23 protein-coding genes and 2 riboswitches are annotated in these 23,777 nt (G+C 42.2%); of the genes, 11 read left to right on the plus strand and 12 right to left on the minus strand.

The window, feature by feature from the left end; all coding sequences use genetic code 11:
- Nucleotides 1–3: 3 nt before the first annotated feature.
- The 7 genes from MFF31_RS21760 to MFF31_RS21790 all read right to left on the minus strand — a co-directional run bounded on the left by MFF31_RS21760 (nucleotide 4) and on the right by MFF31_RS21790 (nucleotide 5,399).
- On the minus strand, nucleotides 4–1,359 hold the full coding sequence (locus tag MFF31_RS21760; RefSeq protein WP_238190983.1) for a hypothetical protein: 1,356 nt from the start codon (nucleotides 1,357–1,359) through the stop codon (nucleotides 4–6).
- 101 nt (nucleotides 1,360–1,460) lie between these two features.
- Nucleotides 1,461–2,045 carry an SLOG family protein gene (locus tag MFF31_RS21765; protein WP_238190984.1) on the minus strand — a complete coding sequence of 195 codons (585 nt, stop codon included), beginning with the start codon at nucleotides 2,043–2,045 and terminating at the stop codon, nucleotides 1,461–1,463.
- Between the two features lie 153 nt (nucleotides 2,046–2,198).
- Complete coding sequence (gene queF / locus MFF31_RS21770) at nucleotides 2,199–2,696, minus strand: preQ(1) synthase (protein WP_238190986.1); 498 nt, start codon at nucleotides 2,694–2,696, stop codon at nucleotides 2,199–2,201.
- Nucleotides 2,697–2,749: 53 nt separating this feature from the next.
- Nucleotides 2,750–3,481, minus strand: a complete 732-nt coding sequence (gene queE, locus MFF31_RS21775; RefSeq protein WP_238190988.1) for a 7-carboxy-7-deazaguanine synthase QueE — start codon at nucleotides 3,479–3,481, stop codon at nucleotides 2,750–2,752.
- The gene (gene queD / locus MFF31_RS21780) at nucleotides 3,474–3,920 is read right to left on the minus strand and encodes a 6-carboxytetrahydropterin synthase QueD (protein WP_238190990.1); all 447 of its coding nucleotides are present in this window, start codon (nucleotides 3,918–3,920) and stop codon (nucleotides 3,474–3,476) included. The genes queE and queD overlap by 8 nt, the downstream gene beginning before the upstream one ends.
- Entirely contained in the window at nucleotides 3,920–4,591 is a 672-nt protein-coding gene (queC, locus tag MFF31_RS21785) for a 7-cyano-7-deazaguanine synthase QueC (RefSeq protein WP_238192187.1), read from the minus strand. Before queC ends, queD begins: the two co-directional genes overlap by 1 nt.
- A gap of 145 nt (nucleotides 4,592–4,736) precedes the next feature.
- Nucleotides 4,737–4,780: riboswitch (PreQ1 riboswitch) on the minus strand.
- Between the two features lie 103 nt (nucleotides 4,781–4,883).
- A complete protein-coding gene (locus MFF31_RS21790; RefSeq protein WP_238190992.1) occupies nucleotides 4,884–5,399 on the minus strand; it encodes a hypothetical protein in 516 nt (171 codons plus the stop codon).
- A 210-nt stretch (nucleotides 5,400–5,609) separates the two neighbouring features.
- Here MFF31_RS21790 and MFF31_RS21795 point away from each other — a divergent pair, with 210 nt between their 5' ends.
- On the plus strand, nucleotides 5,610–6,524 hold the full coding sequence (locus tag MFF31_RS21795; protein ID WP_238190994.1) for a J domain-containing protein: 915 nt from the start codon (nucleotides 5,610–5,612) through the stop codon (nucleotides 6,522–6,524).
- Between the two features lie 128 nt (nucleotides 6,525–6,652).
- On the opposite strand, the gene MFF31_RS21800 is transcribed toward MFF31_RS21795, so the two are convergent.
- Complete coding sequence (locus tag MFF31_RS21800; RefSeq protein ID WP_282570559.1) at nucleotides 6,653–7,558, minus strand: ArsR/SmtB family transcription factor; 906 nt, start codon at nucleotides 7,556–7,558, stop codon at nucleotides 6,653–6,655.
- Nucleotides 7,559–7,740: 182 nt separating this feature from the next.
- Between MFF31_RS21800 and MFF31_RS21805 the strand changes: the two genes are divergently transcribed.
- The 7 genes from MFF31_RS21805 to MFF31_RS21835 all read left to right on the plus strand — a co-directional run bounded on the left by MFF31_RS21805 (nucleotide 7,741) and on the right by MFF31_RS21835 (nucleotide 15,458).
- The gene (locus MFF31_RS21805) at nucleotides 7,741–8,907 is read left to right on the plus strand and encodes an iron-containing alcohol dehydrogenase (RefSeq protein WP_238190998.1); all 1,167 of its coding nucleotides are present in this window, start codon (nucleotides 7,741–7,743) and stop codon (nucleotides 8,905–8,907) included.
- 30 nt (nucleotides 8,908–8,937) lie between these two features.
- Nucleotides 8,938–9,765: an aldo/keto reductase gene (locus tag MFF31_RS21810; RefSeq protein WP_238191001.1), complete on the plus strand. Its 828-nt coding sequence runs from the start codon at nucleotides 8,938–8,940 to the stop codon at nucleotides 9,763–9,765.
- A gap of 120 nt (nucleotides 9,766–9,885) precedes the next feature.
- Nucleotides 9,886–12,024: a hypothetical protein gene (locus MFF31_RS21815; protein ID WP_238191002.1), complete on the plus strand. Its 2,139-nt coding sequence runs from the start codon at nucleotides 9,886–9,888 to the stop codon at nucleotides 12,022–12,024.
- Between the two features lie 179 nt (nucleotides 12,025–12,203).
- Nucleotides 12,204–12,689, plus strand: a complete 486-nt coding sequence (locus MFF31_RS21820; protein WP_238191005.1) for a C40 family peptidase — start codon at nucleotides 12,204–12,206, stop codon at nucleotides 12,687–12,689.
- 156 nt (nucleotides 12,690–12,845) lie between these two features.
- Nucleotides 12,846–13,055 (plus strand): alpha/beta-type small acid-soluble spore protein, encoded by a 210-nt coding sequence (locus MFF31_RS21825; RefSeq protein ID WP_238191007.1) that lies wholly within the window; start codon nucleotides 12,846–12,848, stop codon nucleotides 13,053–13,055.
- A gap of 246 nt (nucleotides 13,056–13,301) precedes the next feature.
- Nucleotides 13,302–14,492: an enoyl-ACP reductase FabV gene (gene fabV / locus MFF31_RS21830; RefSeq protein ID WP_238191009.1), complete on the plus strand. Its 1,191-nt coding sequence runs from the start codon at nucleotides 13,302–13,304 to the stop codon at nucleotides 14,490–14,492.
- A gap of 27 nt (nucleotides 14,493–14,519) precedes the next feature.
- On the plus strand, nucleotides 14,520–15,458 hold the full coding sequence (locus MFF31_RS21835; protein WP_238191011.1) for a ribose-phosphate diphosphokinase: 939 nt from the start codon (nucleotides 14,520–14,522) through the stop codon (nucleotides 15,456–15,458).
- 76 nt (nucleotides 15,459–15,534) lie between these two features.
- Here the strand turns inward: MFF31_RS21835 and MFF31_RS21840 are convergent, their stop codons facing one another.
- Both MFF31_RS21840 and MFF31_RS21845 read right to left on the minus strand, forming a co-directional pair.
- The gene (locus tag MFF31_RS21840) at nucleotides 15,535–16,476 is read right to left on the minus strand and encodes an NAD-dependent epimerase/dehydratase family protein (RefSeq protein ID WP_238191013.1); all 942 of its coding nucleotides are present in this window, start codon (nucleotides 16,474–16,476) and stop codon (nucleotides 15,535–15,537) included.
- A complete protein-coding gene (locus tag MFF31_RS21845; protein WP_238191015.1) occupies nucleotides 16,473–17,756 on the minus strand; it encodes a UDP-glucose dehydrogenase family protein in 1,284 nt (427 codons plus the stop codon). The genes MFF31_RS21840 and MFF31_RS21845 overlap by 4 nt, the downstream gene beginning before the upstream one ends.
- 205 nt (nucleotides 17,757–17,961) lie before the next feature.
- Here MFF31_RS21845 and MFF31_RS21850 point away from each other — a divergent pair, with 205 nt between their 5' ends.
- Both MFF31_RS21850 and nagZ read left to right on the plus strand, forming a co-directional pair.
- Nucleotides 17,962–18,780, plus strand: coding sequence for a UTP--glucose-1-phosphate uridylyltransferase (locus tag MFF31_RS21850; protein ID WP_375541342.1), 819 nt, complete (start codon nucleotides 17,962–17,964; stop codon nucleotides 18,778–18,780).
- A gap of 170 nt (nucleotides 18,781–18,950) precedes the next feature.
- Nucleotides 18,951–20,237: a beta-N-acetylhexosaminidase gene (nagZ, locus tag MFF31_RS21855; protein ID WP_238191017.1), complete on the plus strand. Its 1,287-nt coding sequence runs from the start codon at nucleotides 18,951–18,953 to the stop codon at nucleotides 20,235–20,237.
- A gap of 272 nt (nucleotides 20,238–20,509) precedes the next feature.
- On the opposite strand, the gene MFF31_RS21860 is transcribed toward nagZ, so the two are convergent.
- Entirely contained in the window at nucleotides 20,510–21,850 is a 1,341-nt protein-coding gene (locus MFF31_RS21860) for a TrkH family potassium uptake protein (protein WP_238191019.1), read from the minus strand.
- A 12-nt stretch (nucleotides 21,851–21,862) separates the two neighbouring features.
- Entirely contained in the window at nucleotides 21,863–22,525 is a 663-nt protein-coding gene (locus MFF31_RS21865) for a potassium channel family protein (protein WP_238191021.1), read from the minus strand.
- 103 nt (nucleotides 22,526–22,628) lie between these two features.
- Nucleotides 22,629–22,775: riboswitch (cyclic di-AMP (ydaO/yuaA leader) on the minus strand.
- 435 nt (nucleotides 22,776–23,210) lie between these two features.
- On the opposite strand from MFF31_RS21865, the gene MFF31_RS21870 reads away from it, so the two are divergent.
- A complete protein-coding gene (locus tag MFF31_RS21870) occupies nucleotides 23,211–23,678 on the plus strand; it encodes a GNAT family N-acetyltransferase (RefSeq protein ID WP_238191023.1) in 468 nt (155 codons plus the stop codon).
- Nucleotides 23,679–23,777: the final 99 nt, after the last annotated feature.

Here is a 23,777-nt window from a genome sequence, read left to right on the forward strand (position 1 = left end):
ATTTTAGGTAGACTCACCATGAAGATAGTTAAAGAAAGGCACATCCACCCAGAATTGGTATGGAGTTATGGTAGCCTCTGAATCAATTGCTTTAAAACCCTTCACTACATTTTCGGAGTTTTCATTCAATGAGAATGCGTGAACCGTGTACGGACTATTCGGGTCTGTAATAAAATTATTTGTAATCACTTCATAATCCGCTAGTTTTGTAGCAGAGAAATACAGCGGCTGCCACCATGAGCCAGCAATTAGTCCAGGCTGATTTTCTTCATCTTTTTTCGCATAGGAGAAAATGACATCTTGGAACTTTGCTTTGTCCTTAGCATTGGAAAACTCAAACTCCAAATCATATTCTTTGGCATAGACGATAAAATTGCCGTTTTTAATTTGAACGACGTTAGGACCTGGATTTCCCCACTCTACCAAATGAACATAAGCAGATGTCTTTGGTTCAAATTGCACCTTTGCGTCAAGTCCCTCACTGCGCAGCAAGCCGATAAGCTGAATGGCATGGGTCAGATCAGAATGACCATAGGTCAGCGACAATGTATCTACAAAATTAGATTCAAATCTGGAATCCTTCAGGTTGTATCCTGTAATTAGTTCCTGCTCCAGCGCCGTATTTACTAGCTTTTGAAGTTTCGGTGCGTCGATAATATCAGAAGTCGCATACGCTTGGTTTAGCTTTGTAATGATATCTCCGTCCGAGACATACCCGATATAGTTTTTGTATAGCCCTTTAGCTTCCAGCACTTTTCCAAGCAGCACGTTCGCCAACTCTTCGCTAACAGCAGCCTTCGGATTCAGTCCTTCTTTGTAATAAGCCTCTGGCAGCACCCCTGTATCCACAGCCGCCGCCAATTCCTGAGCGACCTGCTTACCGAGCCCAGCACTTGTAAGTTTCAATTCTTTCAGCACATCTTCTACTTTGTTCGAAGGGTATGTATAAGCAAGCTCTTCAAGATCTGCTGCTCTAACTGCAATAGAAATAGCAGCTGCATTCGTTAGTAGCTGATCTCCTCCAATTGCGGGTCCCTTTAAAATCCCCTTCTCGTACAGGGCAGCTGCTGATATGTACAATGGGTCTCCCGCTGCTACATCCGAGAATGTCGCCTTATTGTCTACAGCCTCATAATCTAGTACGGAAGCTACCGCTGCTATAAAATCACCTTTCGTTACCTTATCGCTCAATTGAAGATCAAACTTATCTTCTAAAAATAGTTTGTATTCCACAGCTCCGATCGTTTCTGTACCAGTAGACGCTAGTGCCGCATAAACGTTCGCTTGTGAAAACAGAAGTGTAAACGCTGCAAGAGTAGTTACTACCCACTTGCTGCCCTTTGATTTGACCAATGTCATTATGAAGACCTCCTTGAGAGTAAAATTAATCCCTATTATCCAATCGGAATTAATGGTATTGGTGAATTATAGCAACCTCTCAAGAAAACTGTCAACCCTAATTATGACAATTCTTCATGTATAGCTATGTCTTCCATCTCGCGAAAGTTCTCCTCATCGGCTATGCTTTGAATGTCGTCAGAAGCAATTGAGATGTAGCGGTAGCCATCAGCTTGTGCCTTCCTCATCGCTTTCTCCTTCATAAACCTTGGACTTCCGACGCCGCCATCCTCATCGTAAACTAAAATAATACCGTCTGTTTTGCGAAGCATAAGCTCGTCTCTAGCTGTAAACTGCCAAACACCTTCATACTCCCCTTTTGTCACAGAAGCATAATAATCTACACCGCCCAGCAACTGCTGAAAGTACGTTTTCTTATCCTCCTTCCAACTCTCCTCAGGATTACTATATGCGGTTAATATAGACAGCTTTAAGTTAGGATATTGACGTTTCAGCGTAATAACTGCTTCACATGCCCACAAGTCTACACCGTACTGCCCTGGTGTAATAACCCATTCCAACCCTTCCTCCAGCAGAGGGATAAGCTTATTTGTAATCGCCTTTTGGATAAAGGCAATTCCTTTATGTTTTTGACTGAATATATTCAGCTCATGAGCGCGATAACCTGTAATCAATACATTTTTCATTTGCAACATCGCCTTTACGGAGAAATAGAAGCCCTTTATAAGATAACATACTTATAAATTCTTATATTCAAACATACAGATCAAACCTTATATTTTCAAAAAAAAGACCATGCAGTATTGTCCGCATGATCTTCCCACCTATTGTTCCATTCATTAACGATTATCTATTTTCTCTGGATACATGTCGTGATTCATTAAACGATGCTCCGCAATTGCTTCATATTTGGTACCTGGACGACCCCAGTTGCAATAAGGATCAATCGAGATGCCGCCGCGCGGCGTAAACTTGCCCCATACTTCGATATAGCGCGGGTCCATAAGAGCAATCAAATCATTCATAATAATATTCATGCAGTCCTCATGGAAATCGCCATGATTGCGGAAGCTGAACAGGTACAGTTTAAGTGACTTGCTCTCTACCATACGCACATCAGGAATGTATGAAATATAGATTGTCGCAAAGTCTGGCTGTCCGGTGATCGGACATAGACTTGTAAATTCCGGACAGTTGAATTTAACAAAATAATCACGGCCCGGATGTTTGTTGTCGAAAGATTCGAGTATTTCTGGTGCATAGTTAAACAGATATTGTGTTCCTTGATTGCCAAGAAGCGTAACGCCGCTCAATTCATCCTTGCTTCTTCCTTCCATTGTCAAGCACACGCCTTTCTCTATTCAAAATAATGATGGTATATCACTTTTCGCTATACGCCTTTTTTGTTTCCCCATACCCAAGTATGAAGCTGCGGCAACACATGTACACGGTTCAGAGACTCATCACCCATCGTCTGCTCGATTAGCCACTCATACCGTTCAACGAGATATGGCAACATGAGACGAGGCTCCATCTCCGTCAAATTACCGTTACCCGCTTGCAAATAAAATGGAATATCGGGATAACGTTCATGTGCCAGACGAGCATAATCAAGATCCTTCTCATCAAATACGACCGTTTTCAGGCAGAAGCTTCGTCCACCCTCGCGCAGTCGTGCAACAATATCGTCAAGCACTTCCCAATTTGTTGTCATGCCTGAGCTCGGCGGCTTAGGAGACAATGTCAAGTCGTCGATATCTGTAAACCAAGGCTGCCAGCGGCTTCCCTGTGTCTCCAACGCCACTTCCATGCCACGCTCATGAAGCAAAGCAACAAGCTCACCAAGCTGCGGCAGAAGAGCAGGATTACCCCCGGAGATCGTCACGTGATCGAATAAGCGACCCCCGACGAGCTCAAGCTGTTCCAACACCTCAAGTGCGGATAACAAACGAATGTCATCCTTGCCGGTGCCATCCCAAGTAAATGCTGAATCGCACCATGCGCAGTGATAGTCACAGCCTGCTGTACGGACAAACATCGTTTTGCGCCCAATGACTTTCCCTTCACCTTGAACTGTCGGTCCGAACACTTCCATCACTGGAATTTTTCTTACGCTAGACATTAGAAGCCGCCTTCTGCTTCGGACGGTAGATACAATAACTTGTTGGTGTTTCTCGAAGAAACACTTGCAGGCAGTGCGGACGATTAACTAAACCATCTAGGTACTGCTGAACAATTTCATAAATCGTTCTTGCGACTACTTCCGTTGTAGGAAAACGCTCAGATACTGTATCATCAAAGTTTTCTTTGTCATCATTTAACAAGGTGTGGTCGAAGCGATCGTGAATGAGACGTTTGATAATCGCAAAGTTAATAAGAAAACCCGCTTCATCCAGCTCATCACCAGCGACAGTTACATTCGCATAATACGTATGTCCATGCACCTGCTGGCATTTGCCCGCTATCTCGGAAGGAACATAATGGGCGGCTGCAAATTGAAAATCTTTGTTCAATTCATATTGATAATCATGATGCACCGAAGGGTAAATCTGTTGTAGCATTATACTTCCGCTCCCCTCGAAGCTCGAACCGCCAAGTAGTCTTGAAGACCCTTGCGACGCAAATGACATGCCGGACAATCGCCGCAGCCATCAGACTTCACGCCATTATAGCAAGTTAATGTCCGTTCACGAACGAAGTCGAAAGCATCCAGTTCGTCGGCTAGCGCCCAAGTCTCTGCTTTGTTCAACCACATAAGCGGTGTATCAATCACAAAGGGGTAGTCCATCGATAAATTCAATGTCACATTAAGCGACTTAACGAATACATCACGGCAATCGGGATAACCGCTGAAGTCGGTCTCACACACACCAGTTACTATATGTTTAGCTCCAATACCTTTTGCTAGCACAGCAGCGAAAGTAAGGAACAGCAAATTCCGTCCATCTACAAATGTGGTAGGAAGTTCGCCTTCTTTTTCCTCAATCGCAATATCATCTCGCGTGAGCGCATTCGGAGCTAATTGATTTAATAAGGACATATCTAGTACATGATGTTTAATATTAAGATCTTTTGCTATTTCCGCTGCACAATCCAGTTCTTGCTTGTGCCTCTGTCCGTAATTGAACGTAATTGCCTCAACCTCAGAGAATCGTTCTTTTGCCCAAAATAGGCATGTTGTACTGTCCTGTCCACCACTGAACACGACTACTGCTTTTTCTTGTTTTACCATCATGTATCCTCCTCTCGATAATGAGAAGACGGAGCTCCGCTCAAGCTGTCAAGTCCATATAAAACAGGAAACGGCACGCGTAGCTCATTAGAGCTCTCGCGCGCCGAACACAAAAACGACGATGCCTATGTACACAGGCTACCGTTTCGTTTTAGTTTTTTATAGAGGGAGTTCGCGAACCTCTCCCGGCAGCATCTGTCCATAAGACATTGCAATAACCGGATTTATTTTCAATTGTTCTACGGTACTATATCACAGCTGAGTCGCGTTGGAAATAGGGATTACTGTACAATTACACCTCACGTAATGCAGCTAGCGTCTCTAGCATATGCTCGATCAGCTCTGGAATATCCTCCATCTGCTCCTCGTTAATCCGCCTGTCAAAATGTAGCTCGATAACGTTATTATAAACAGCTTCACTACTGCCAAAAATACGACTAAGTGTCTGAACAGGTTTCTGCTCCGGCTGCCATATCGTCATCAGGCTCCGTTCAATGGCTTCGCACTGCTTCACTTCATCCGTTATTTTCATATAGAAACGAAGTGTTAATCCACAGGCTGGAGACATACCTTGTTGCTCCAAAATTTCAGCAGCGATATCCTTCAAGGAAGCGCTCAGCACAATTTCTGCAATCACCCTCTCTTCTCCCGCTAGGCGAAAGGAAAGAACGGACTCCCGTGACATGACCGCCATGTCAAGCAAGTCTTTACGTCCAATAATATCGACGGTGCGATCTAACGTGTCCAGATCATAGAGCTGATTTTCAAACGCTACTTTTAAATTATCAAATACGATAGGGTCAAACATCGACTCACCTCACTCTATAGAACTAGATAGCTGAGCGGTGTAGGCCGCTTGCAGAATCTGTTTTAGTTTATATGAATAACCACTTTTCATCAAATCGAATAAACAGTGACAAAGCTGGGCTACCGTTTGCGTTAGCTGTAGATTTCCGTATACTTATATATAGATCAGATTACTAGAACTTCTTACCATATTGAAGATCGAGGTGACCCCGTGGAAGAGTTGAAACAAGCCTATCAAACAATGGGACTTGATGAGTTTGCAACAAAGGAAGAAGTAGAAAAGCGATTCTTGACACTGTTGAGACGTGAACGGGCAAGAACGAAGCACTTAGAAGCTAACAACCTTACTTCCAGCGAGCAGAGCGAAGAGGATTTCAAGCACATTTCAGCAGCATATCGATTCATTCTCGCCAATGACGATCGGAAAGTTGTGCAAGCTTACAATGAAAAGGAATACGGAAAATACAAAAACATGGCTGGAAAAGCCCAGAAATTAGATCATTTCTGGCGATATTACAAAGTACATACTTTAGCTGTCATCGCACTTATCGGAATAATCATTTATAGCATTACGAGCTACATTGATCATCGTGAGGAGCAGAAATATTTGGCTAGCCTCCCTCCAATTGACGTAAGCACAACCTTCTTCGGAGATTTCACTCAACCGGTAGGGGAATACGAAATGACAAAAATTACGGATTCTATGTTGAAATCATTCCCAGAGTGGAAGCGTATAGAATCATCGATCATTTTGGTACCGGGAGACGACTTAAACCAGTTAGGTCATTTACAAAAAGCAATGGTAACATTGGCAACAGAGGTTCACGATATTTATATTATGGATCGAAAAATGTTCGGATGGGTCGGAGCCCAAGGCATATTGATGGATTTGGAGAAGCAGTCTGAACTTGCCCCTTGGCTTACTGGAGATCTAGCTAAGAAGTTAACAGTTGAAGGCGATACGCAGGAACGCATTTACGGTTTCGATCTTGCAAATACAGCGCTCGATAAAGACCTTCCTCTGCATAATCGGGATTTGATCGTCGGCATTCATGTCAATGCCAAAAATCCAGAAAAAGCAGTGCAATTTATTAAGACATACTTGGCGGCTTCGCCGCAAAAATAAAAAAAGGCAAGCTCCTAGCAGGTATTGACCTAGACTCTTAATCGAGGTCAATACGGCTAGCGAGCTTGCCTTTTTGTTAAAGGTTCTGTCTAGCTTTTAAGTTGAAAACCACTTGTGATGAAAATGAGTTACTGACACCGAAGTGTTACCTCTATATCTTGATTATAATTTCCGAACCCTTTACCAAACAAGGTAACTCCTCCGCAGTTTTTTGCCGTTGCACTGCAGCTTATTCGAAATAGTATCTCTTTGTCATAGGATAATGCCAATTCCTCAATTGTAATGCCAGATACTTTAATTCCATCTATAAAGGAACCCTGATGTGTAATTCTAATCGTCTTCATTAAGCCATGCTTCACATTTTTGTACCACCATTCCGGTGTATACAGACCACGAGTGCCCCCGAAATCTCCCGGATATGTCCAAGTTCCAACTTCTCTGCCATTAATCGAAAACACGATGTCTGACGGCAGATGGTTCACTGTACATGGTGTCTCCGAACAAAGTTCAAGTGAAATCTCAAGCGATGCTGGCCGTTCATTATTAACCATATAGTTAGGAATTCGATACTCAACATAACCCGACCCATACCAAATGACTTTAGCTTCGACATGCTGTGGATCTGCAAAATATCTAGGGTCGTCGCACATGCCGATCATGCCTGTAGATGAAGCAAGACCGCATGTAGGCTTTACCTCATAAGCAGAATAAGCACCGACGGGAACTGACACGACATAGCGACTATGCTCTTCCTTGGCAGGATTCCCTCTGAATAAGAGGGTAGCATGCGTTAGATGAAGGAAACACATCTTTTGCATACCGCGTTTGCCTGCCATCAATTCACTGCGTACAATCCCCGCTTCCTCAAGCATATGTATATGTCTCGTTACGATAGGAGACTTTATGTCTAGCGCCTCGGACAAGCTTTTAATATTCATAGGCTTTTCATCCAAAAGTTCTATGATCCTCACGCGTGTTTGAGAAGAAAAACATTCCAAAAACTTCATATTGCGAGTGCTTACCTCTATTTCCATCCTTGCTTTCCCTCTATTCGATAGTTTCTCTGTATGGCTATTATATAACTTTAAAGGTATCGTTTCAATCCTCCTTCGTCAGCTTGACAGTGCTAATAATATTCAATAAAATTAATCGCGAAAGCATAACATAATCATTATTACATCACTCAAAAGTTAACGAATGCTTAAGGAGGCGCACAATGAACAACTTTCAATTTCATAATCCAACTCGCATCGTATTTGGTGAAGGCACAACAAGCCGTCTCGGAGAGCTAACTGCAGCTTACGGAAAGTCCATTCTTCTTGTTTACGGCGGTGGCAGCATTAAAGCGACAGGCTTATACGATCTTGTCATCAGTCAGTTATCGGAAATAGGCGCAACCGTACACGAATTAGCAGGTATCGAGCCTAACCCAAGACTAACGACTGTTAATAAGGGAATTGAGCTTTGCCGTACACATGGCATCGAGTTTGTCATTGCTGTAGGTGGCGGAAGTGTTATCGATGCTGCCAAAGCGATTGCAGCAGGTGCACTGTACGAAGGCGACGTTTGGGATTTCTTCACAGGTAAAGCCACTATTAAGAAAGCGTTGCCCCTCGGCACCGTTTTGACACTGGCTGCGACTGGTTCAGAAATGAACGGCAACACTGTAATTTCCCATTGGGATGCGAAGCTTAAGCGCGGAGCTGGCAGCCCGCTTTTGAATCCTGCGTTTTCTATCCTTGATCCATCACTAACGTATACTGTACCTCGCAATCACACGGTATATGGCTCTGTAGACATTATGTCGCATGTATTCGAGCAATATTTCAGCTTGACCGAAAATACACCTCTTCAAGAACGGTTTTGTGAATCCATCCTGCAAACTGTAATTGAAAATGTCGAGCCTGCTCTTGCTGATCCAAACGACAAGGCTGCTCGCGCCAACCTAATGTGGTGCGGAACGATGGCGCTTAACGGCGGTCAAATTAGTCTTGGCATGGTCAATGATTGGGCTTCCCATGGAATTGAGCATGAGGTTAGTGCCATTTACGATATTCCGCATGGTGCTGGGCTAGCTATTATTTTCCCCAACTGGATGCGTTATGTTTACAAGGAGCGCCCGGATCGATTTGCACAATATGCGACACGTGTTTGGGGAATTGACGCTACAGGCAAAACAGAAGATGAACTTGCTCTAGCCGGTATTCAAGCTACACGTGACTTCTTCACTCGCATTGGAGCAGAATCGAGACTAGCAGACTTCGGCATAGGCGAAGAACAATTAGATCGTATGGCTGAAGAAGCAGTTCGTTACAGGGCTATTGGTTCCTTTAAAGTGCTTGAAAAGAACGACGTCCGCGAAATATTACGCTTATCACTATAATCATTACCCACTTAGGAAGGGGATTTAATTATGACAATCGCGTTAACAGAAAGCACACAACTTAGCAACGGAGTTAAAATGCCATGGTTCGGTCTAGGCGTATGGAAAGTAAAGGACGATGGCGAAGCAGAAAATACAGTTAAATCTGCAATCGATGCAGGTTACCGGAGCATCGATACAGCAGCAGTATACGGGAATGAAGTTGGTGTGGGCGCTGGAATACGCAGCAGCGGCGTCCGTAGAGAGGATATTTTCGTAACTACGAAAATATGGAACGCAAACCAAGGGTATGAATCCACCTTTGCAGCGTTTGAGGAAAGCCTGTCTAAGCTTGAGATGGATTATGTCGATCTTCTGCTCATTCACTGGCCGGTAAAGGACAAGTATAAGGACACTTGGCGTGCGCTCGAACAAATTTACAAGGACGGAAAAGCACGTGCAATCGGCGTTAGCAATTTCCAGATTCATCATTTGCAAGACTTGATGGCTTCGAGCACAATCGTTCCGATGGTGAATCAAGTAGAATACCATCCCCTGCTTACTCAACAGGAGCTTCATAACTTTAGCAAAGAAAATCACATTCAATTGATGGCTTGGAGCCCGCTTATGCAAGGTAATCTTGATCAAAGTGTGTTAGCAGAGATTGGTGCAAAGTATGGCAAATCACCTGCTCAAGTCGTTCTTCGTTGGGATTTGCAAAATGAAGTAGTAACTATCCCGAAAACAATTAATCCGGAGCGTTTGAAGGAAAATGGGGCCATTTTTGATTTCGAGCTAACAGCCGAAGAGGTTGCTCGCATTTCTTCACTAAATCGTAATGAACGATTTGGACCTGATCCAGACAACTTTGACTTCTAGTTTTCAACTCGATCTAGTAAACTTTGTAATTTTATACGAATAATACAATATGTGCGCAGGATTCACACTCCCCTTTGTCGAAAAGTATTTATACTATTCATTCGTAAAGGGGGAGTGTTTTTGAATATGAAAATGAGAGCCCGGATTGCGGGTTTAGTTGACTCAGCTCAATGGACAAAGGAAATGGAAGCTTACCGATCGATACTTGAACGTGTAACAAAACTTCCCTTGCCGGATAAAATGTTACTTTTGTATGTGAAGGATTTGGATGATAAGGAAAAGTTGACGATGGCGTTAACTTTAGAATTCCCTTTTGCAAAGCGGGAATTACGGAAGTGGCCGGAAATGCTGTTCGTCAAAATGCTCCGGATGAGTATTTTGCAAGCCAACAAAGATATAGTAGCCAAACGCAGACTGCTGCTTTCTGTCCTACATACCATCCCAAACTTATCCGAAGACAATGAAACGGATCTCACAACAATACTGGAAGAAGAGGAACAACAAATTGATAAGGATGGTTTTTGGGCCTATTATTGGACCATTTATTTCCACACTGGGAAGGATGATAATAAGGAGCTATGGGCCAAAGAAACAAAAAGGCTCTCAGAATGGAAGCTGTCACCCCATCATGAAAGAACAACGCCTACAAATGCAACAAACACAGCCACTGCCACCGCAGACGCCGAGGAAAACAAGTATGAGAAAAAAATTGCCCTTCTTGAAAGCTTATATGCAAAGGAAACGGCCCATCGACAACAATTGGAGCAGAACATCGCAATTAGAAACAAACATCTGCGCATGAAATCAGAAGAACTTGAGCGGCTCAGCATCGCTTTAGACCGACAAAGACATGAAGTTGAGCTATCCGAAACCAAACACGAAAAGATGACTCAAATACAGCAAGAGCGCGAACATCGTTGGAAGCAGGAACAAGATGCTTGGGTGTCTGAGCGACAAATGTTCCTGAACACGATTCGTTCTCTAAACAGCAAACAAAATCAGCTTGAGAGCACGATCGAGTCTCACTCGAAAGAGATGTACTTCCAAAATAAAGACAAAGCTGTTTTGAAGCAGGCCATATCAACAATTAAAGACAAGCTAAACGATCAGCACGAATTGATTAATCGATTGACACTTTGCCTTTATCAAGAAATTGAAGAGGTTGCCTCAGCTCAAATAAGTACAAATGACAGCCGCTTCAGCATAGCTCGCGCCCGTATTCGGAAAGCATTGGATTTAGCTGATGCTTTAGAGGCTTATCAAGCTCAAGACCTTCAAGTAAACCCAACATCGCAACAAGAATCTACCGACAATCAACATAGACATGCTTTCACCGAAAAAAGTAACGATGCTGAACCGTCCCATCCACATATACCTACTGCACACGTACATAAGGGCAACACTACAGCACCACCCTCTATTCGATCTAATGAAGAAGCCTCATCATTAAATGGAACATTTTATCGACGTGATCATGGAGGCTATATTAAACTTGAGAACAATGTAACCTTTAACATTACAGAATCGATCGTTTATCAACATGGTCTTCAGCACGAAGCAGAATTGCTTTGCACACCTAGTAAACATCATGGAGCATCCATTCATTATGATATACAACTGCTCTTTCAGGGTGATGACACCTACTCCCCTATTCAACAATTTGACGGATATATTTCGCTAGGTGACGATCAAATTTGGTATTGTGTCGATATGAATCATGCCGAAAATCGATTCCATATCCACTATAAGGATATCGAAATTCAAAAGCCGTCCAATGGAGATCCTTGCACCTTCAACGTCATGGATGGTGGTCATATCGCCCGTATAACGAAGCTGTACCGGCTTGCAACAGGGCAAAACAAAGGTACTCACCCAGCAGAACTTGATCCAACAAGGTACAAGCAAAGCAGAGATAAACGAAACTCAGCTTTACCTAGGCAAAAGGTTCAGCCATTCCTGCGAGGCAGTACCATTACAATTATAGGAGGACTCCGGAAGTGGTTTGAGGAGGTTGTGTTAGAGTGCGGAGCTGAGCTCGTACATGAAAATGGTGAACATCCCGAACGTGTTCAATCCGATTTAAGGCGGTCACAAGCCCTTTTCCTTCTCATTTCATCCACATCTCATCGTGCGACATGGGAAGGCATTGATATTGCAAAAGCACACGGCATCCCTCACTTTGTCATTCAAGGGTCCAAATCTAATCTGCGTATGCTTCTATGGGACAATCGTGAATTGATTCAGAGTGCCAATCGTTAAGCATTTTCAGTCTATACAATGACACGTCATTAATTATTAATATTTTTTCATTAATTTCTCATAATCGCTCATTTAGCATGATTACCGCTGGATTATCGTTCTCATAGAGTAAAATAGGCCCTTTTTCCGTGTGTTATAGTGATAACATCAAACGAAACAGTAGAGGATAACCTAACATCATGAAAAACATAAGCTTGTTTAAACGCATTGTAAAAATTAGCACTTGTAGTGCTATTGTATGGACTGCATTTACTTTTGGGGCTGCTAATCAAGACGTTTCTGCTGCAAATCCTGCATCACTTGAACTGATTGAAACGAGTAAAGATTACATAGGAACGCCATATCAATTCGGAGCAAAACCAGGAAATACGAGCGCATTCGATTGCTCATCTTTTACACAATATATGTTTAAGCGCTTAAACATTTGGCTTCCGCGTACATCTGCGGCTCAAGCTAGCATGGGAACAAAAGTCGATAAAGCTTCTTTAAGTACAGGAGATCTCGTTTTCTACAAAACGAATGGGAAATCGATTAGCCATGTGGCAATCTATGCCGGCAACAACCAAATCATCCACAGCGCCAGCAGCAAGGGCGTTTCCATTGCAAATATGAATTCAACCTACTGGAAAAGCAAATATGTAACTGCAAGACGAGTAATTAAATAATTGGTAATATAATAGACGAAGACAGGCTCTTAGTGGAGACTGTCTTTTCTATGTAGGGAAAGCTATTTCATATCTCGTAGGTAAATAACGGTTTCATTTACGAATAATTCCCTTGCAGTTGCAGCATAATAGCCTCAAGAAGGAGGCTGAGAATAGATGGCAAAGGGATCAAATCAACTTCTTGTACCACAAGCACGTGCAGCGCTTGAGCAACTGAAATATGAAATCGCAGCGGAACTGGGTATTCAACTTCCGCAAGATGGTTATTACGGAAATATGACCACTCGAGATATCGGCTCTATTGGCGGCAATATTACACGCAGACTCGTCCAAATTGCAGAACAACAGTTAACAGGGAATCGCTAATCAAGTGTAAACGGCTAATGCCTTCCCTTGGAGGCTTAGCTTTCATTTTGCGGAGAAATATAAGCCTCTTATAAGAAGAAAAACTTATACGAGGCTTATATTTTGAAACAAGCAAAAAGAGAGCGCTTCCGCGTTCTCTTTTTGCTTTTATCCTTTCTTTTGTGCGTAAATATCGGTAAAATGGGATAGAGTTATTTAAGATACATAGATCCTTGTCACTTTATTAGAGAAAGGAATATCCCAAATATGATTATTCAACCCAAAACACGCGGTTTTATTTGTACGACAGCACATCCAGAGGGCTGTGCAAGCCAAGTACAACGACAAATTGATTATGTAACTAGCCAGCCTGCTATCGAAGGACCTCGCAACGTTCTAGTTGTAGGTGCTTCAACTGGCTACGGCCTTGCTTCCCGCATCGTCTCTTCTTTTGCTGCTGGAGCGAACACCGTTGGCGTTTATTTCGACAAAGCTGCTGAAGGCGCTCGTACTGCTTCTGCAGGCTGGTATAATTCCGCTGCATTCGAAGAAGCAGCAGCGAAAGCTGGACGCAAATCCTACAGCATCGTTGGCGATGCTTTCTCAGATGAAATCAAAGCAAAAACGATTGACCTTATTCGTACTGAGCTTGGTCAAATCGACTTAGTCATTTACAGCGTTGCATCACCAAGACGTACTCATCCAAAGACTGGGGAAGTATTCTCCTCTGTCATTAAGCCGCTTGGCGGAACATATACGAACAAAACAGTTAACTTCCATAATGGCGAAGTTACAACTGCTACAATTGAGCCAGCAACGGAAGACGAACTGCGTCAGACGATTGCAGTCATGGGCGGAGAGGACTGGCAGATGTGGATTGATGAGCTTGGACGTGCAGGCGCTCTAGCAGAAGGTGCAACAACTGTTGCTTATTCTTATATCGGTCCAGAAATTACTCATGCTGTCTATCGCGAAGGAACAATTGGCGCAGCCAAAAACGATCTAGAAGCTACAGCTCATCGCCTGAATGCTCAACTAGGCACGAATGGTGGACGTGCATTTGTTTCCGTAAACAAAGCGCTCGTTACGCAATCCAGCTCTGCTATTCCGGTTGTACCTCTTTATATTTCTGCTCTTTACAAAGTAATGAAAGAACAAGGCATTCATGAGGGCTGCATCGAACAAATGTATCGCTTATTCGCTGAGAGACTTTACGGTCAAAGTGAAACGCTTGTTGATGAAAAGGGACTTATTCGTGTGGATGATTGGGAAATGCGTCCTGAAATTCAAGCAGAAGTAGCGAAGCTATGGGCTGAATTGACGACAGAAAACGTATATGAACTTTCTGATCTCGAAGGTTATCGCCGCGAGTTCTTCCAGTTGTTCGGCTTCCAAACAGACGGAATTAATTATGAAGCAGACACAAACCCAGACGTTGCAATTCCAAATTTACGATAAGCCACACATGCAAGAATGGAGGGCAATATGCCGAAGATTAAAGTATTTTCAGGTTCATCCAATGAGCCATTAGCGATAAAAGTTTGTGAACAACTAAATATGCCACTAGGCAAAATAGCTATTTCTCGTCTTCAAAGCGGGGAAATCCATGTATCTTATGAGGAATCGCTGCGAAACTCCCATGTATTTTTAGTACAGTCATTATCAAATCCGGTTAATGAGCATTTGGTAGAATTGCTCGTCATGATTGATGCAGCGAAGCGTGCTTCCGCCAAATCGATCAATATCGTTATGCCGTACTACGGATATGCTCGTCAAGAACGTAAGTCAGCGCCAAGGGAACCTATCTCCGCTAAGATGGTCGCTGATATATTGACAACTGTTGGAGCAAATCGTATTATATCTGTCGATTTGCATGCCGATCCAATCCAAGGCTTCTTCAATATTACGGTGGATCATTTGACTGCTCTTGATTTAATCATTGATTATCTCAGACAAAAGGATATCAAAAACCCAGTTGTCGTATCGCCTGATGCTGGACGCGCAACTACTGCTGAGAAGTTAGCAGGTCTGCTCGATTGTCCGTTTGCAATTATGATCAAAAATCGTCCTGCACACAATAAATCCGAGATTACTCATATTATCGGTGAGGTTGAAGGTATGACGCCGATTATTATCGAAGATCTAATTGATACTGGCAGCACAATTGTGAACGTAGTAGAAGCACTTAAGAAACGTGGAGCAGAAGATGCTTTCATCTGTGCAACTCACGGACTATTTTCCGAAAATGCAGTTGAAAAGCTAAACCATCCTAACATCCAAGAAGTTGTCATCACAGATACGATCCTGCTTGACCAAGATCGTCCTGACAAGTTTATTGTGCTTCCGATGGCTCCATTGCTAGGTGCCGCTATCAAAATCATTACCGAAGGCGGTTCCATCGCAACGTTGTTTAAAGTTGAATAACATATGTACAAACCAAGGGACGTCTCAAAGTCATAGTCAATGACGATGCGACGCCCCTTTTCCTATGCTGCTTGCATTACAAATATCGTCTAATATAATCGACTTCTTGCTGGAGCCCCTCTTCCAAACCGATAAGCGGCTTATATCCGAGTAAAGTTTCCGCCTTCCCAATATTAGCCCATGTATGAACGGGCTCCCCTTTCAAACTCCCGATTCTCATAATATGTGCTTCTTCTCCCGTTAACCTCTCAAGCATTCGGATCACATCAATAATCGTTGACCGCTGCTTCCCCCCAATATTAATCGTTTCACCAATCACATTTGGCGCTTTTACTACAGAAGCTGTTGCTGAAGCGCAATCACTGACAAAAGTAAAATCTCTGGACTGGAATCCATCCCCATACAACGTAATGGGCTTTTTCTCCAACAGCTGGCGAATAAAACGATGAAAGGCCATATCTGAACGTTGCCTAGGACCATACACAGTAAAATATCTTAATATGACGATAGGAACACCTTCATTACGCCAATACACACGGCAAAGCTGCTCACCTGTTAATTTCGTTACGCCATATGGTGACAATGGAGTTGGCAACGCATCTTCAGATACCATTCCTGTTGTGTCTCCATATACCGATGAAGTGGATATAAAAACAAACTTCTTCATGTTTTTCCCTACGCAGGCTTCGAGCAAATGTTGAGTTGCGCTAATATTGTTGCGAACATAATTTGCAAAGTCGGAACCCCAGCTATTCCTCACACCAGGTATACCTCCTAGATGATAGACGATATCGACATCAGCAAGTATTTCCTCCCACTTTACATTCATTAGATTTTCCTGATGAAATGTAAACCGTGAATGATCGATGATTTTTTCCAAATGCCGCGTACCAATCAATACCAGCTCATCTCGGACTAAAGCATCTATTCCGATAACCTCATAATTTGGATTGCTCAGCAATGCTTCACAAAGATGAGAACCAATAAATCCTGCTGCACCTGTCACAACAATTTTCACGGACGCCCCACCCCTACATAACGAAGACCTCCTTGCTCAATAGCATCCCTATCAAGTACATTTCGTCCATCCATCACAAGTTCGCCTCTCATAACCCTCCTCACTTCCTTCCAGTCACCTTGGACTAGTTCTTGCCAGCCTGTCGCCACGATTAGCGCATCTGCTCCATGTACCGCTCCCATCGCTGTGCTGGACCAAGTAACACCGTTGATTGGCGGAGCAACCAATGGATCGTATGCTGTCAGCTTGCAACCCTTCAATACTAATCGTTCTATCAATGCGACCGCTTGTGAATAACGAATATCATCTGTATTTTCTTTGAATGTAGCTCCCCACACAGCGATTTGTGTTTCCTCGTTTAATGATCCAATCATACTCTCAAGCTTTTCAATATACACATCGAGTTGTGACTCATTAATCGACGCGACCGTGTTTAAGAGTGTAAGAGGCACTCCCTTGGAAGCTGCAGCACCGATAAGTGCGTTAACATCTTTCGGTAAGCAAGAACCTCCGTAACCGATACCCGCTTGAAAAAATTTGCCTCCAACTCTGCTGTCCATCCCTATACCCAATGACACCTTTGTTATATCAGCTCCATAAATATCACATACTCTTGCTAACTCATTAATAAATGACAGCTTCGTTGCAAGGAATGCATTGGAACCATATTTTATCATCTCTGCTTCCGTTCTCCCGGTAATAAGCGTCTCCGTCTCAATGCCCGCATATAACTCTCGTACCGTTTCTATTGCGATAACACTATCAGCCCCGATAACGAATCGATCCGGGTGTAACGTATCAAAAATTGCTGTACCTTCTCTCAAAAATTCAGGATTAGACACCACGTCGAAAAGTTCCGCGGAGACTCCTTGTTCTTGCAGAAATGAAACTGCCCAATTTCCCGTCCCTGGTGGAACTGTGCTTTTCATAATAATCGTTTTATGAGTTTGAATGGCATTGCTAATCATAAGTAGAACACTTTTTACATAAACAAGGTCTGCCGTTCCATCCGAAGCAGAAGGTGTGCCAACTGCAATCATAATCACATCATTTGCCGACAAACCGTCTTCTACATCTGAATGAAAAAACAGCCGCTTCTCCCGCCGATTCATCTCCACCATCTCGTCTAAACCAGGTTCGAATATCGGGATTTTCCCTTTATTCAACATCTCGATTTTGCTTTCGTCTCGATCTACGCAATAAACCTTATGACCAAGCTGGGATAACACAGCGGCTGTGGTCAGACCCACATACCCTGCGCCCACTATACAAATATTCATTAGCTGCATCCTCTCTTCGCAACCTCTAGCACTACACTATCTTGTGCGCCAGCGGGCAAAAAGGAAACGGCGTTTAACATAGTTACCTTTACAAAACTTTTGAAAATAGGGCAGTACATTTGCCCCTTTTTCCAGGTAGACATGCTTCATTCCCCGTTTCAGCAATATACTGATCCTAAAGGAATCACTATGAGAGGTGATGTTATTGATTTATAGAGCCATCATTCCAGCCGCTGGATATGGCATCCGCAATTTGCCTGTCACCAAATCGATTCCGAAGGAAATGTTTCCCATTGGTGGAAGGCCTACTATTGAATATATTGTGGAAGAAGCTATACTAGCGGGAATAACAGAAATCCTAATTATTTTGTCACGTAATAAAAATGAAATTATGAATTATTTTGATCGTTCCATTGAACTAGAATGTTTCCTTACCGCAAGAGGCAAAGAGCATCTAATCCCAACTATCACTCCGCCTAAAGTCAGCATCCAATATACTCGCCAACATGAAGCGTTAGGTCTCGGACATGCCGTATTAATGGGGAAATCATTTGCCGGAAATGAGCCTTTTGCAGTGCTTCTCCCAGATCAAGTAAGCCTTCAACGCAAGTCGATGCTTATTCCTTTAATCAAAACCTATGATACGTACTCAACTAATGTAATAGGATTGCAGCATGTTGAACCTGCACTGCTCAAAAACTACGGTGTCGTCGCTGCACAAAGGCTCAAAAACCGGGTCTTTGATATAGAATCGATTGTAGAAAAACCTAAAAAAGATCCACCTTCGAATCTAGCAATCATGGGTAGATATGTACTAAGGCCTGAAGTGTTTGAAGTTTTAAAAGATATAGCTCCTGGACAAGGTGGAGAAATTCAACTAACAGACGCCCTAAGTGAACTTTGCTCCACTAGCGGTATGCTTGGATATGCATATAAGGAAAGATGGTACGATACAAGCATTGAGCAGGACTATTTGAAAATCCAAAAGCAAGCATACCTTATGAAATTGCATAATAAACATTAAGAGTGGTTGTGCATGTCTATATTATCGTTGGCGCTGGGCAGGGATTGATTCGCATGTGAAGTTAATTCCTGCTACTTGTACAAGAACAGCAGCAACTACACCACCGTTTGACCAATGAAGTTTCTCCATTTACAATAAGAGTTACTTTAGATGCAATGGAGGAATTGTTAATGCGTCGAGAAGTCTCCCTCATCATCGTTATTCTACTAACTTTGTTTGTTGTAACTAGTTGCAGCAAAGCGAGCGAACAATTAGACTCACAAGAAGATCAATTTGTCACTAACACAAATCACATAACAACTCCCCCTACTTCTGAAGCTCCTTTTACAAAGACTACTCCCGCTCCAGAGGCACCCAACAATGACAATATTCAGCTCCAACTAGATTCGATGACTCTAGAAGAAAAGGTTGGTCAACTTGTTATAGTAGGATTGAATGGCACCACCATGCAGCCCGCTACTAAAGCCATGATTAACAAATATAAGGTCGGCGGTTTTATATTGTTCAAAGATAATATTAAGAACTCCGATCAAACAATCAAGCTCCTTAACGAACTCAAAAAAACGAACAAATCAAACGTTTCTCCATTATGGTTGAGTGTTGATCAAGAAGGAGGCAGAGTACGCAGATTGCCAAATGAGTTTGTAAAAACTCCATCTGCCGGTGCAATTGGAGATGTTAATGACTCTACTTATACGTATAGCATTGGACAAGCTCTTGGTATGAAGCTTCATGCTCTTGGCTTCAATATGAACTTTGCGCCTGTACTCGATATTAACAGCAATCCAAAAAATCCGGTCATCGGTGATCGTGCATTCGGTACCGATCCACAATCTGTAACTACTCATGGCATTGAGATGATGAAAGGCATATCATCACAAAATATTGCTGCGGTCGTGAAACATTTCCCTGGACACGGCGATACTGTGGTAGACTCCCATTTCGACTTGCCTATAGTTAGTAAATCGCTCAAGGAGCTCGAGCAATTCGAGTTGTTACCATTCGTCAAAGCGATTGAGGAGAAAACCGATGCTATTATGATCGCACATTTATTGATGCTTAAATTAGATGATCGTAACCCAGCCACTATATCTAAAGAAGTAATTACAGGATTGCTCAGAGAGAAGCTTAACTATGAAGGTGTAATTATTACCGATGATATGACGATGGCTGGTCTAATGAAAACGAATAGTATTGGAGAAGCATCCGTTAAATCCATTTTGGCAGGCAGCGATCTCATATTGGTCGGTCACAAGGACGAACTACAGCAAGAAGCTTTAGTTGCCCTGCAGACGAGTGTTCGAAGTGGTGAAATTTCAGAGGAGCGCCTTAATGAAAGCGTATATCGACTGCTGAAGCTCAAGGGAAAATATAAAATTAGCAATAACTTAAATGAAGCTATACAGCTCAAACCAATTAACACGTTTATTAAGTCAGTGTTGGATACAAATAAATAAAATTATTGCCTTCGATATGTTGGGTCAAAGTCATCAATCAAACCGCTCTTTTTTAATTCTAACGAATCCAGGTAGCGTTATATAATATTTTATAATAGAAACTGAGCTACTTTTATCGAAATAGCGATTCTAGAGTTCGTTAGAGCGCGAAATAGGCCTATGTTGATCAAATAAGAGTAACTGGGTTCGTTAGCCATGGGAGATTGGCTGTTCTCGCCCAATCTAGAACTCAGACATTTTCTACTTCGAAGCTTACCGAATGCGAGCTTAAGTTAACCGATGAGTACTTTCTCCTCTGGATAACCGATCTTACTGTCACGTTGTCTCCGCGATAAAGCAAAGGCTAGAGTAAGAGGTCCTAATCGTCCAGCGAACATCGTAAACATAATGATAACCTTACCAACGGGAGACAATTCCGGTGTCACTCCAAGTGACATCCCTACCGTGCCGAACGCTGAAGTGGCTTCAAACAACAGATCAATAAAATCTTGACCACCTTCCGTAATGCTAAGTACAAATGATACAACTAGCACAAGTCCAAGTGAAATTAATACGACCGACAAGGCGTTTAATACAATGCTGGTACCAATTTTACGCTTAAATATATGCACCTGATTGCGTCCACGAATATTACTGTACATGGCAACTAAAAGCACCATAAATGTATTCGTTTTAATACCGCCGCCCGTCGACCCGGATGAAGCCCCGATGAACATGAGAAACACCATCAAAAATTGAGTTGCAGTTAATAATCCTGTAAGGTCGACGGAATTAAAGCCCGCCGTTCTTGTCGTCACACTTTGGAAATAAGCTGCCCATAACTTCTCGCTCCAACTTAACCCCCCAAATACAGCGGGATTAAACAATTCCAGAATAAAGATAACAAGGAAACCTCCAAATGACAGCAAAGCAGAAATAATAAGTACAATCTTCGTATGGAGTGCAAACTTGTTCCATCTACGCTTTTTGTAGATATCTACAATAACGATAAATCCGATACCACCAGCAATGAATAACATGGAGATAACAATATTAACAATCGGATCTCCAACATATTGAACTAAACTATCTTGCCATAACCCAAATCCTGCATTGTTAAAAGAAGAAACCGAATGGAACAATGCATAATAAGCTGCTTGACCAAGACCAAGATCAGGTATCCATCTTAGCCATAAAATAAGCGCACCTACCGCTTGAAAAGAAAGTGTAATAACGACGATGCTCATGACAAGTTTAATAAGTCCCTGTATAGAAGACGACTTTGTTGACTCCTGAAGAAATACTCTTTGCTTTAAACCGATTCGTTTGCCAAGAATTAGAGCAATGATAACACCATAAGTCATAAAGCCCATTCCACCTATTTGAATCAACAGCATAATAACAACTTGACCAAACACGGTAAAGTCTTGACCAGTATCAAGCACAACCAAGCCCGTAACGCATACGGCAGAAGTAGAAGTAAACATGGCATCAAGCAATCCAATTGTGACACCCGTTGTGGAGGCTACAGGAAGAGCCAATAACAAACCTCCGAGTAAAATAATAATGGCAAAGCCAAGAGCGATCAATTGATGAGGATTGAGCTTTGGTTTATTTAAATTGGTAAACGGCATAGCTCCTTCCTCCTAATCCTCAAATGTCCTCTCGAATCGTGCAATATCAGTGTTTTTTCCAATTATGACCAACATATCCCCTTCAAAAATTATTTCATCCGCGTGAGGAGATACAACAAGTTCATTGTTCGTTCTGCGAATTGCCATAACACTACAGCCGTATTTAGCTCGGAAATCTAACGTCTTAAGCGTTTTTCTTCCAAATGTATTAGGCGCAATAATTTCTACTAAACTATAGTCAGGAGATAACTCCAAATAATCAATCATGTTTTTTGAAGTAACTTGATGTGCAACCCGTACACCCGTATCGCGTTCAGGATGGACGATATGGTCCGCTCCTACTCCTTCAAGCACCCGCTGATGATAATCGCTAGTCGCTTTTGCTGTAACGAATTTCACACCCATATCTTTTAAGATGAGAGTTGTCAAAATGCTGGATTGAAGATCTTCGCCAATAGCCACAATCGCATGATCCATATTACGTACACCAAGCTCTCGCATCACTTGATCATCCGTAGAATCACCTTGATATACATGTGTTAATACTGACGCATATTCTTGAACGATCCGTTCGTCCTTGTCTATTCCCATAACCTCGTAGCCAAGCGACATCAGCGTCTTTGTCACGCTTCCTCCGAATCTTCCTAATCCAATGACTACAAATTGCTTTTTCATCTTGATGCAGCCTCTCTTCTTCTAAATAAATGTGGAAAAATGAACAGCAAAAAACCACAGAGAAAAGGATCTCTGTGGTCGAATTGAACACGAGTGGTCACACTTCATCTCTCGATCAACGCTTGCGAGGTTAGCTGTCGGATTCGGGATTCGAGAATTCCCTACCATACTTATGGATTCACCCCTGCGACGTTCAATCGTCGCTTTGGTTCCCCCGCTCATCTTACGGATGACTCAGCGTTTCTGTTATTCAGCTATAGGCTTATGCTACTCCTTTCTAATTCAATTGTAAAAGAGCATTCCCGTCATGTTTGGGCTGTATTCGTTGAAAAAACTATAATAGAACGCTTACATGCACCGTTTTATCATCCAATCGCTGATTATCCATGTTTTTTGACGATTATCGTTAAATTTACAAATAAAGACTTTATTGATCTCCATCTGTTGTCAGAAGAAAATAAAGGATTAGACTGAAGAAGCAGCATTAATCTAATTAGCAATTATCCGATGTTAATATCTTATGTTACAAATGACTACATATAGATACACACTTATTAAACAGCTATAATATGCGAAGAACCTAATAGCTTTAGAATAAAAAATTTCAATGATTTTTAAGGGGAGCTTAACCCCTAATAATATTTGTTCAGTTTACTATTAACAATCCAAGGAGCTGTTACGTTAGATGAAACAGATTACTCTTCGCCAATCCCAAAATTCCGATGTTGAGACAATTGCTAATTTACGAACAATTGTACTACGAAATGATTTAACTAGGTTAGGAAGGTTTGATGAAGAGAAAGTTCGTCAACGCTTCCGTAATTCATTTGACTCAGTTTACACTTGGATTATTGAGTCAGATTCTTCTTTTGTTGGCTGCGTAGCTCTAAAACCAACGTTAGATGGTTATTTATTGGAACATTTTTACATTCATCCCAATTACCAAGGTGAAGGGGTCGGTAGTCATGTATTAAAAAGATTACTGGAACAAAATGATGTAAAAGGAAAACGTGTAACATTAAATGTCTTACAAGGAAGCTCTGCTAGACGTCTTTATGAGCGGTTTGGTTTTAAAGTTGAAAGTGAAGATCTCATAGACGTTTACATGTCTGTGAATGTAGAGGGAAATATTAGAACAGTCGAAGGAATGTAATACTCTTCTTCCTAAAGTGATATATTTGTTAATTCGAATCTCAAATAAAAATATTGCATGTTGAGCTCCCAAACGGGTAATGTTAGTTTAATAAAACAG

Origin of the sequence: Paenibacillus sp. L3-i20 (assembly GCF_022180385.2) — a bacterium.
GTDB lineage: Bacteria > Bacillota > Bacilli > Paenibacillales > Paenibacillaceae > Pristimantibacillus.

Bases quoted from the DNA above. Each gene is read 5' to 3' on its own strand.
- queE (WP_238190988.1), bottom strand. From the start codon at position 3,481: ATGTCTAGCGTAAGAAAAATTCCAGTGATGGAAGTGTTCGGACCGACA.
- MFF31_RS21870 (WP_238191023.1), top strand. From the start codon at position 23,211: ATGAAACAGATTACTCTTCGCCAATCCCAAAATTCCGATGTTGAGACA.
- nagZ (WP_238191017.1), top strand. From the start codon at position 18,951: ATGCGTCGAGAAGTCTCCCTCATCATCGTTATTCTACTAACTTTGTTT.
- MFF31_RS21825 (WP_238191007.1), top strand. From the start codon at position 12,846: ATGGCAAAGGGATCAAATCAACTTCTTGTACCACAAGCACGTGCAGCG.
- MFF31_RS21835 (WP_238191011.1), top strand. From the start codon at position 14,520: ATGCCGAAGATTAAAGTATTTTCAGGTTCATCCAATGAGCCATTAGCG.
- MFF31_RS21760 (WP_238190983.1), bottom strand. From the start codon at position 1,359: ATGACATTGGTCAAATCAAAGGGCAGCAAGTGGGTAGTAACTACTCTT.
- queC (WP_238192187.1), bottom strand. From the start codon at position 4,591: ATGGTAAAACAAGAAAAAGCAGTAGTCGTGTTCAGTGGTGGACAGGAC.
- MFF31_RS21845 (WP_238191015.1), bottom strand. From the start codon at position 17,756: ATGAATATTTGTATAGTGGGCGCAGGGTATGTGGGTCTGACCACAGCC.
- MFF31_RS21820 (WP_238191005.1), top strand. From the start codon at position 12,204: ATGAAAAACATAAGCTTGTTTAAACGCATTGTAAAAATTAGCACTTGT.
- fabV (WP_238191009.1), top strand. From the start codon at position 13,302: ATGATTATTCAACCCAAAACACGCGGTTTTATTTGTACGACAGCACAT.
- MFF31_RS21790 (WP_238190992.1), bottom strand. From the start codon at position 5,399: ATGTTTGACCCTATCGTATTTGATAATTTAAAAGTAGCGTTTGAAAAT.
- MFF31_RS21865 (WP_238191021.1), bottom strand. From the start codon at position 22,525: ATGAAAAAGCAATTTGTAGTCATTGGATTAGGAAGATTCGGAGGAAGC.
- MFF31_RS21805 (WP_238190998.1), top strand. From the start codon at position 7,741: ATGAACAACTTTCAATTTCATAATCCAACTCGCATCGTATTTGGTGAA.
- MFF31_RS21800 (WP_282570559.1), bottom strand. From the start codon at position 7,558: ATGGAAATAGAGGTAAGCACTCGCAATATGAAGTTTTTGGAATGTTTT.
- MFF31_RS21810 (WP_238191001.1), top strand. From the start codon at position 8,938: ATGACAATCGCGTTAACAGAAAGCACACAACTTAGCAACGGAGTTAAA.
- queD (WP_238190990.1), bottom strand. From the start codon at position 3,920: ATGCTACAACAGATTTACCCTTCGGTGCATCATGATTATCAATATGAA.
- MFF31_RS21765 (WP_238190984.1), bottom strand. From the start codon at position 2,045: ATGAAAAATGTATTGATTACAGGTTATCGCGCTCATGAGCTGAATATA.
- queF (WP_238190986.1), bottom strand. From the start codon at position 2,696: ATGGAAGGAAGAAGCAAGGATGAATTGAGCGGCGTTACGCTTCTTGGC.
- MFF31_RS21860 (WP_238191019.1), bottom strand. From the start codon at position 21,850: ATGCCGTTTACCAATTTAAATAAACCAAAGCTCAATCCTCATCAATTG.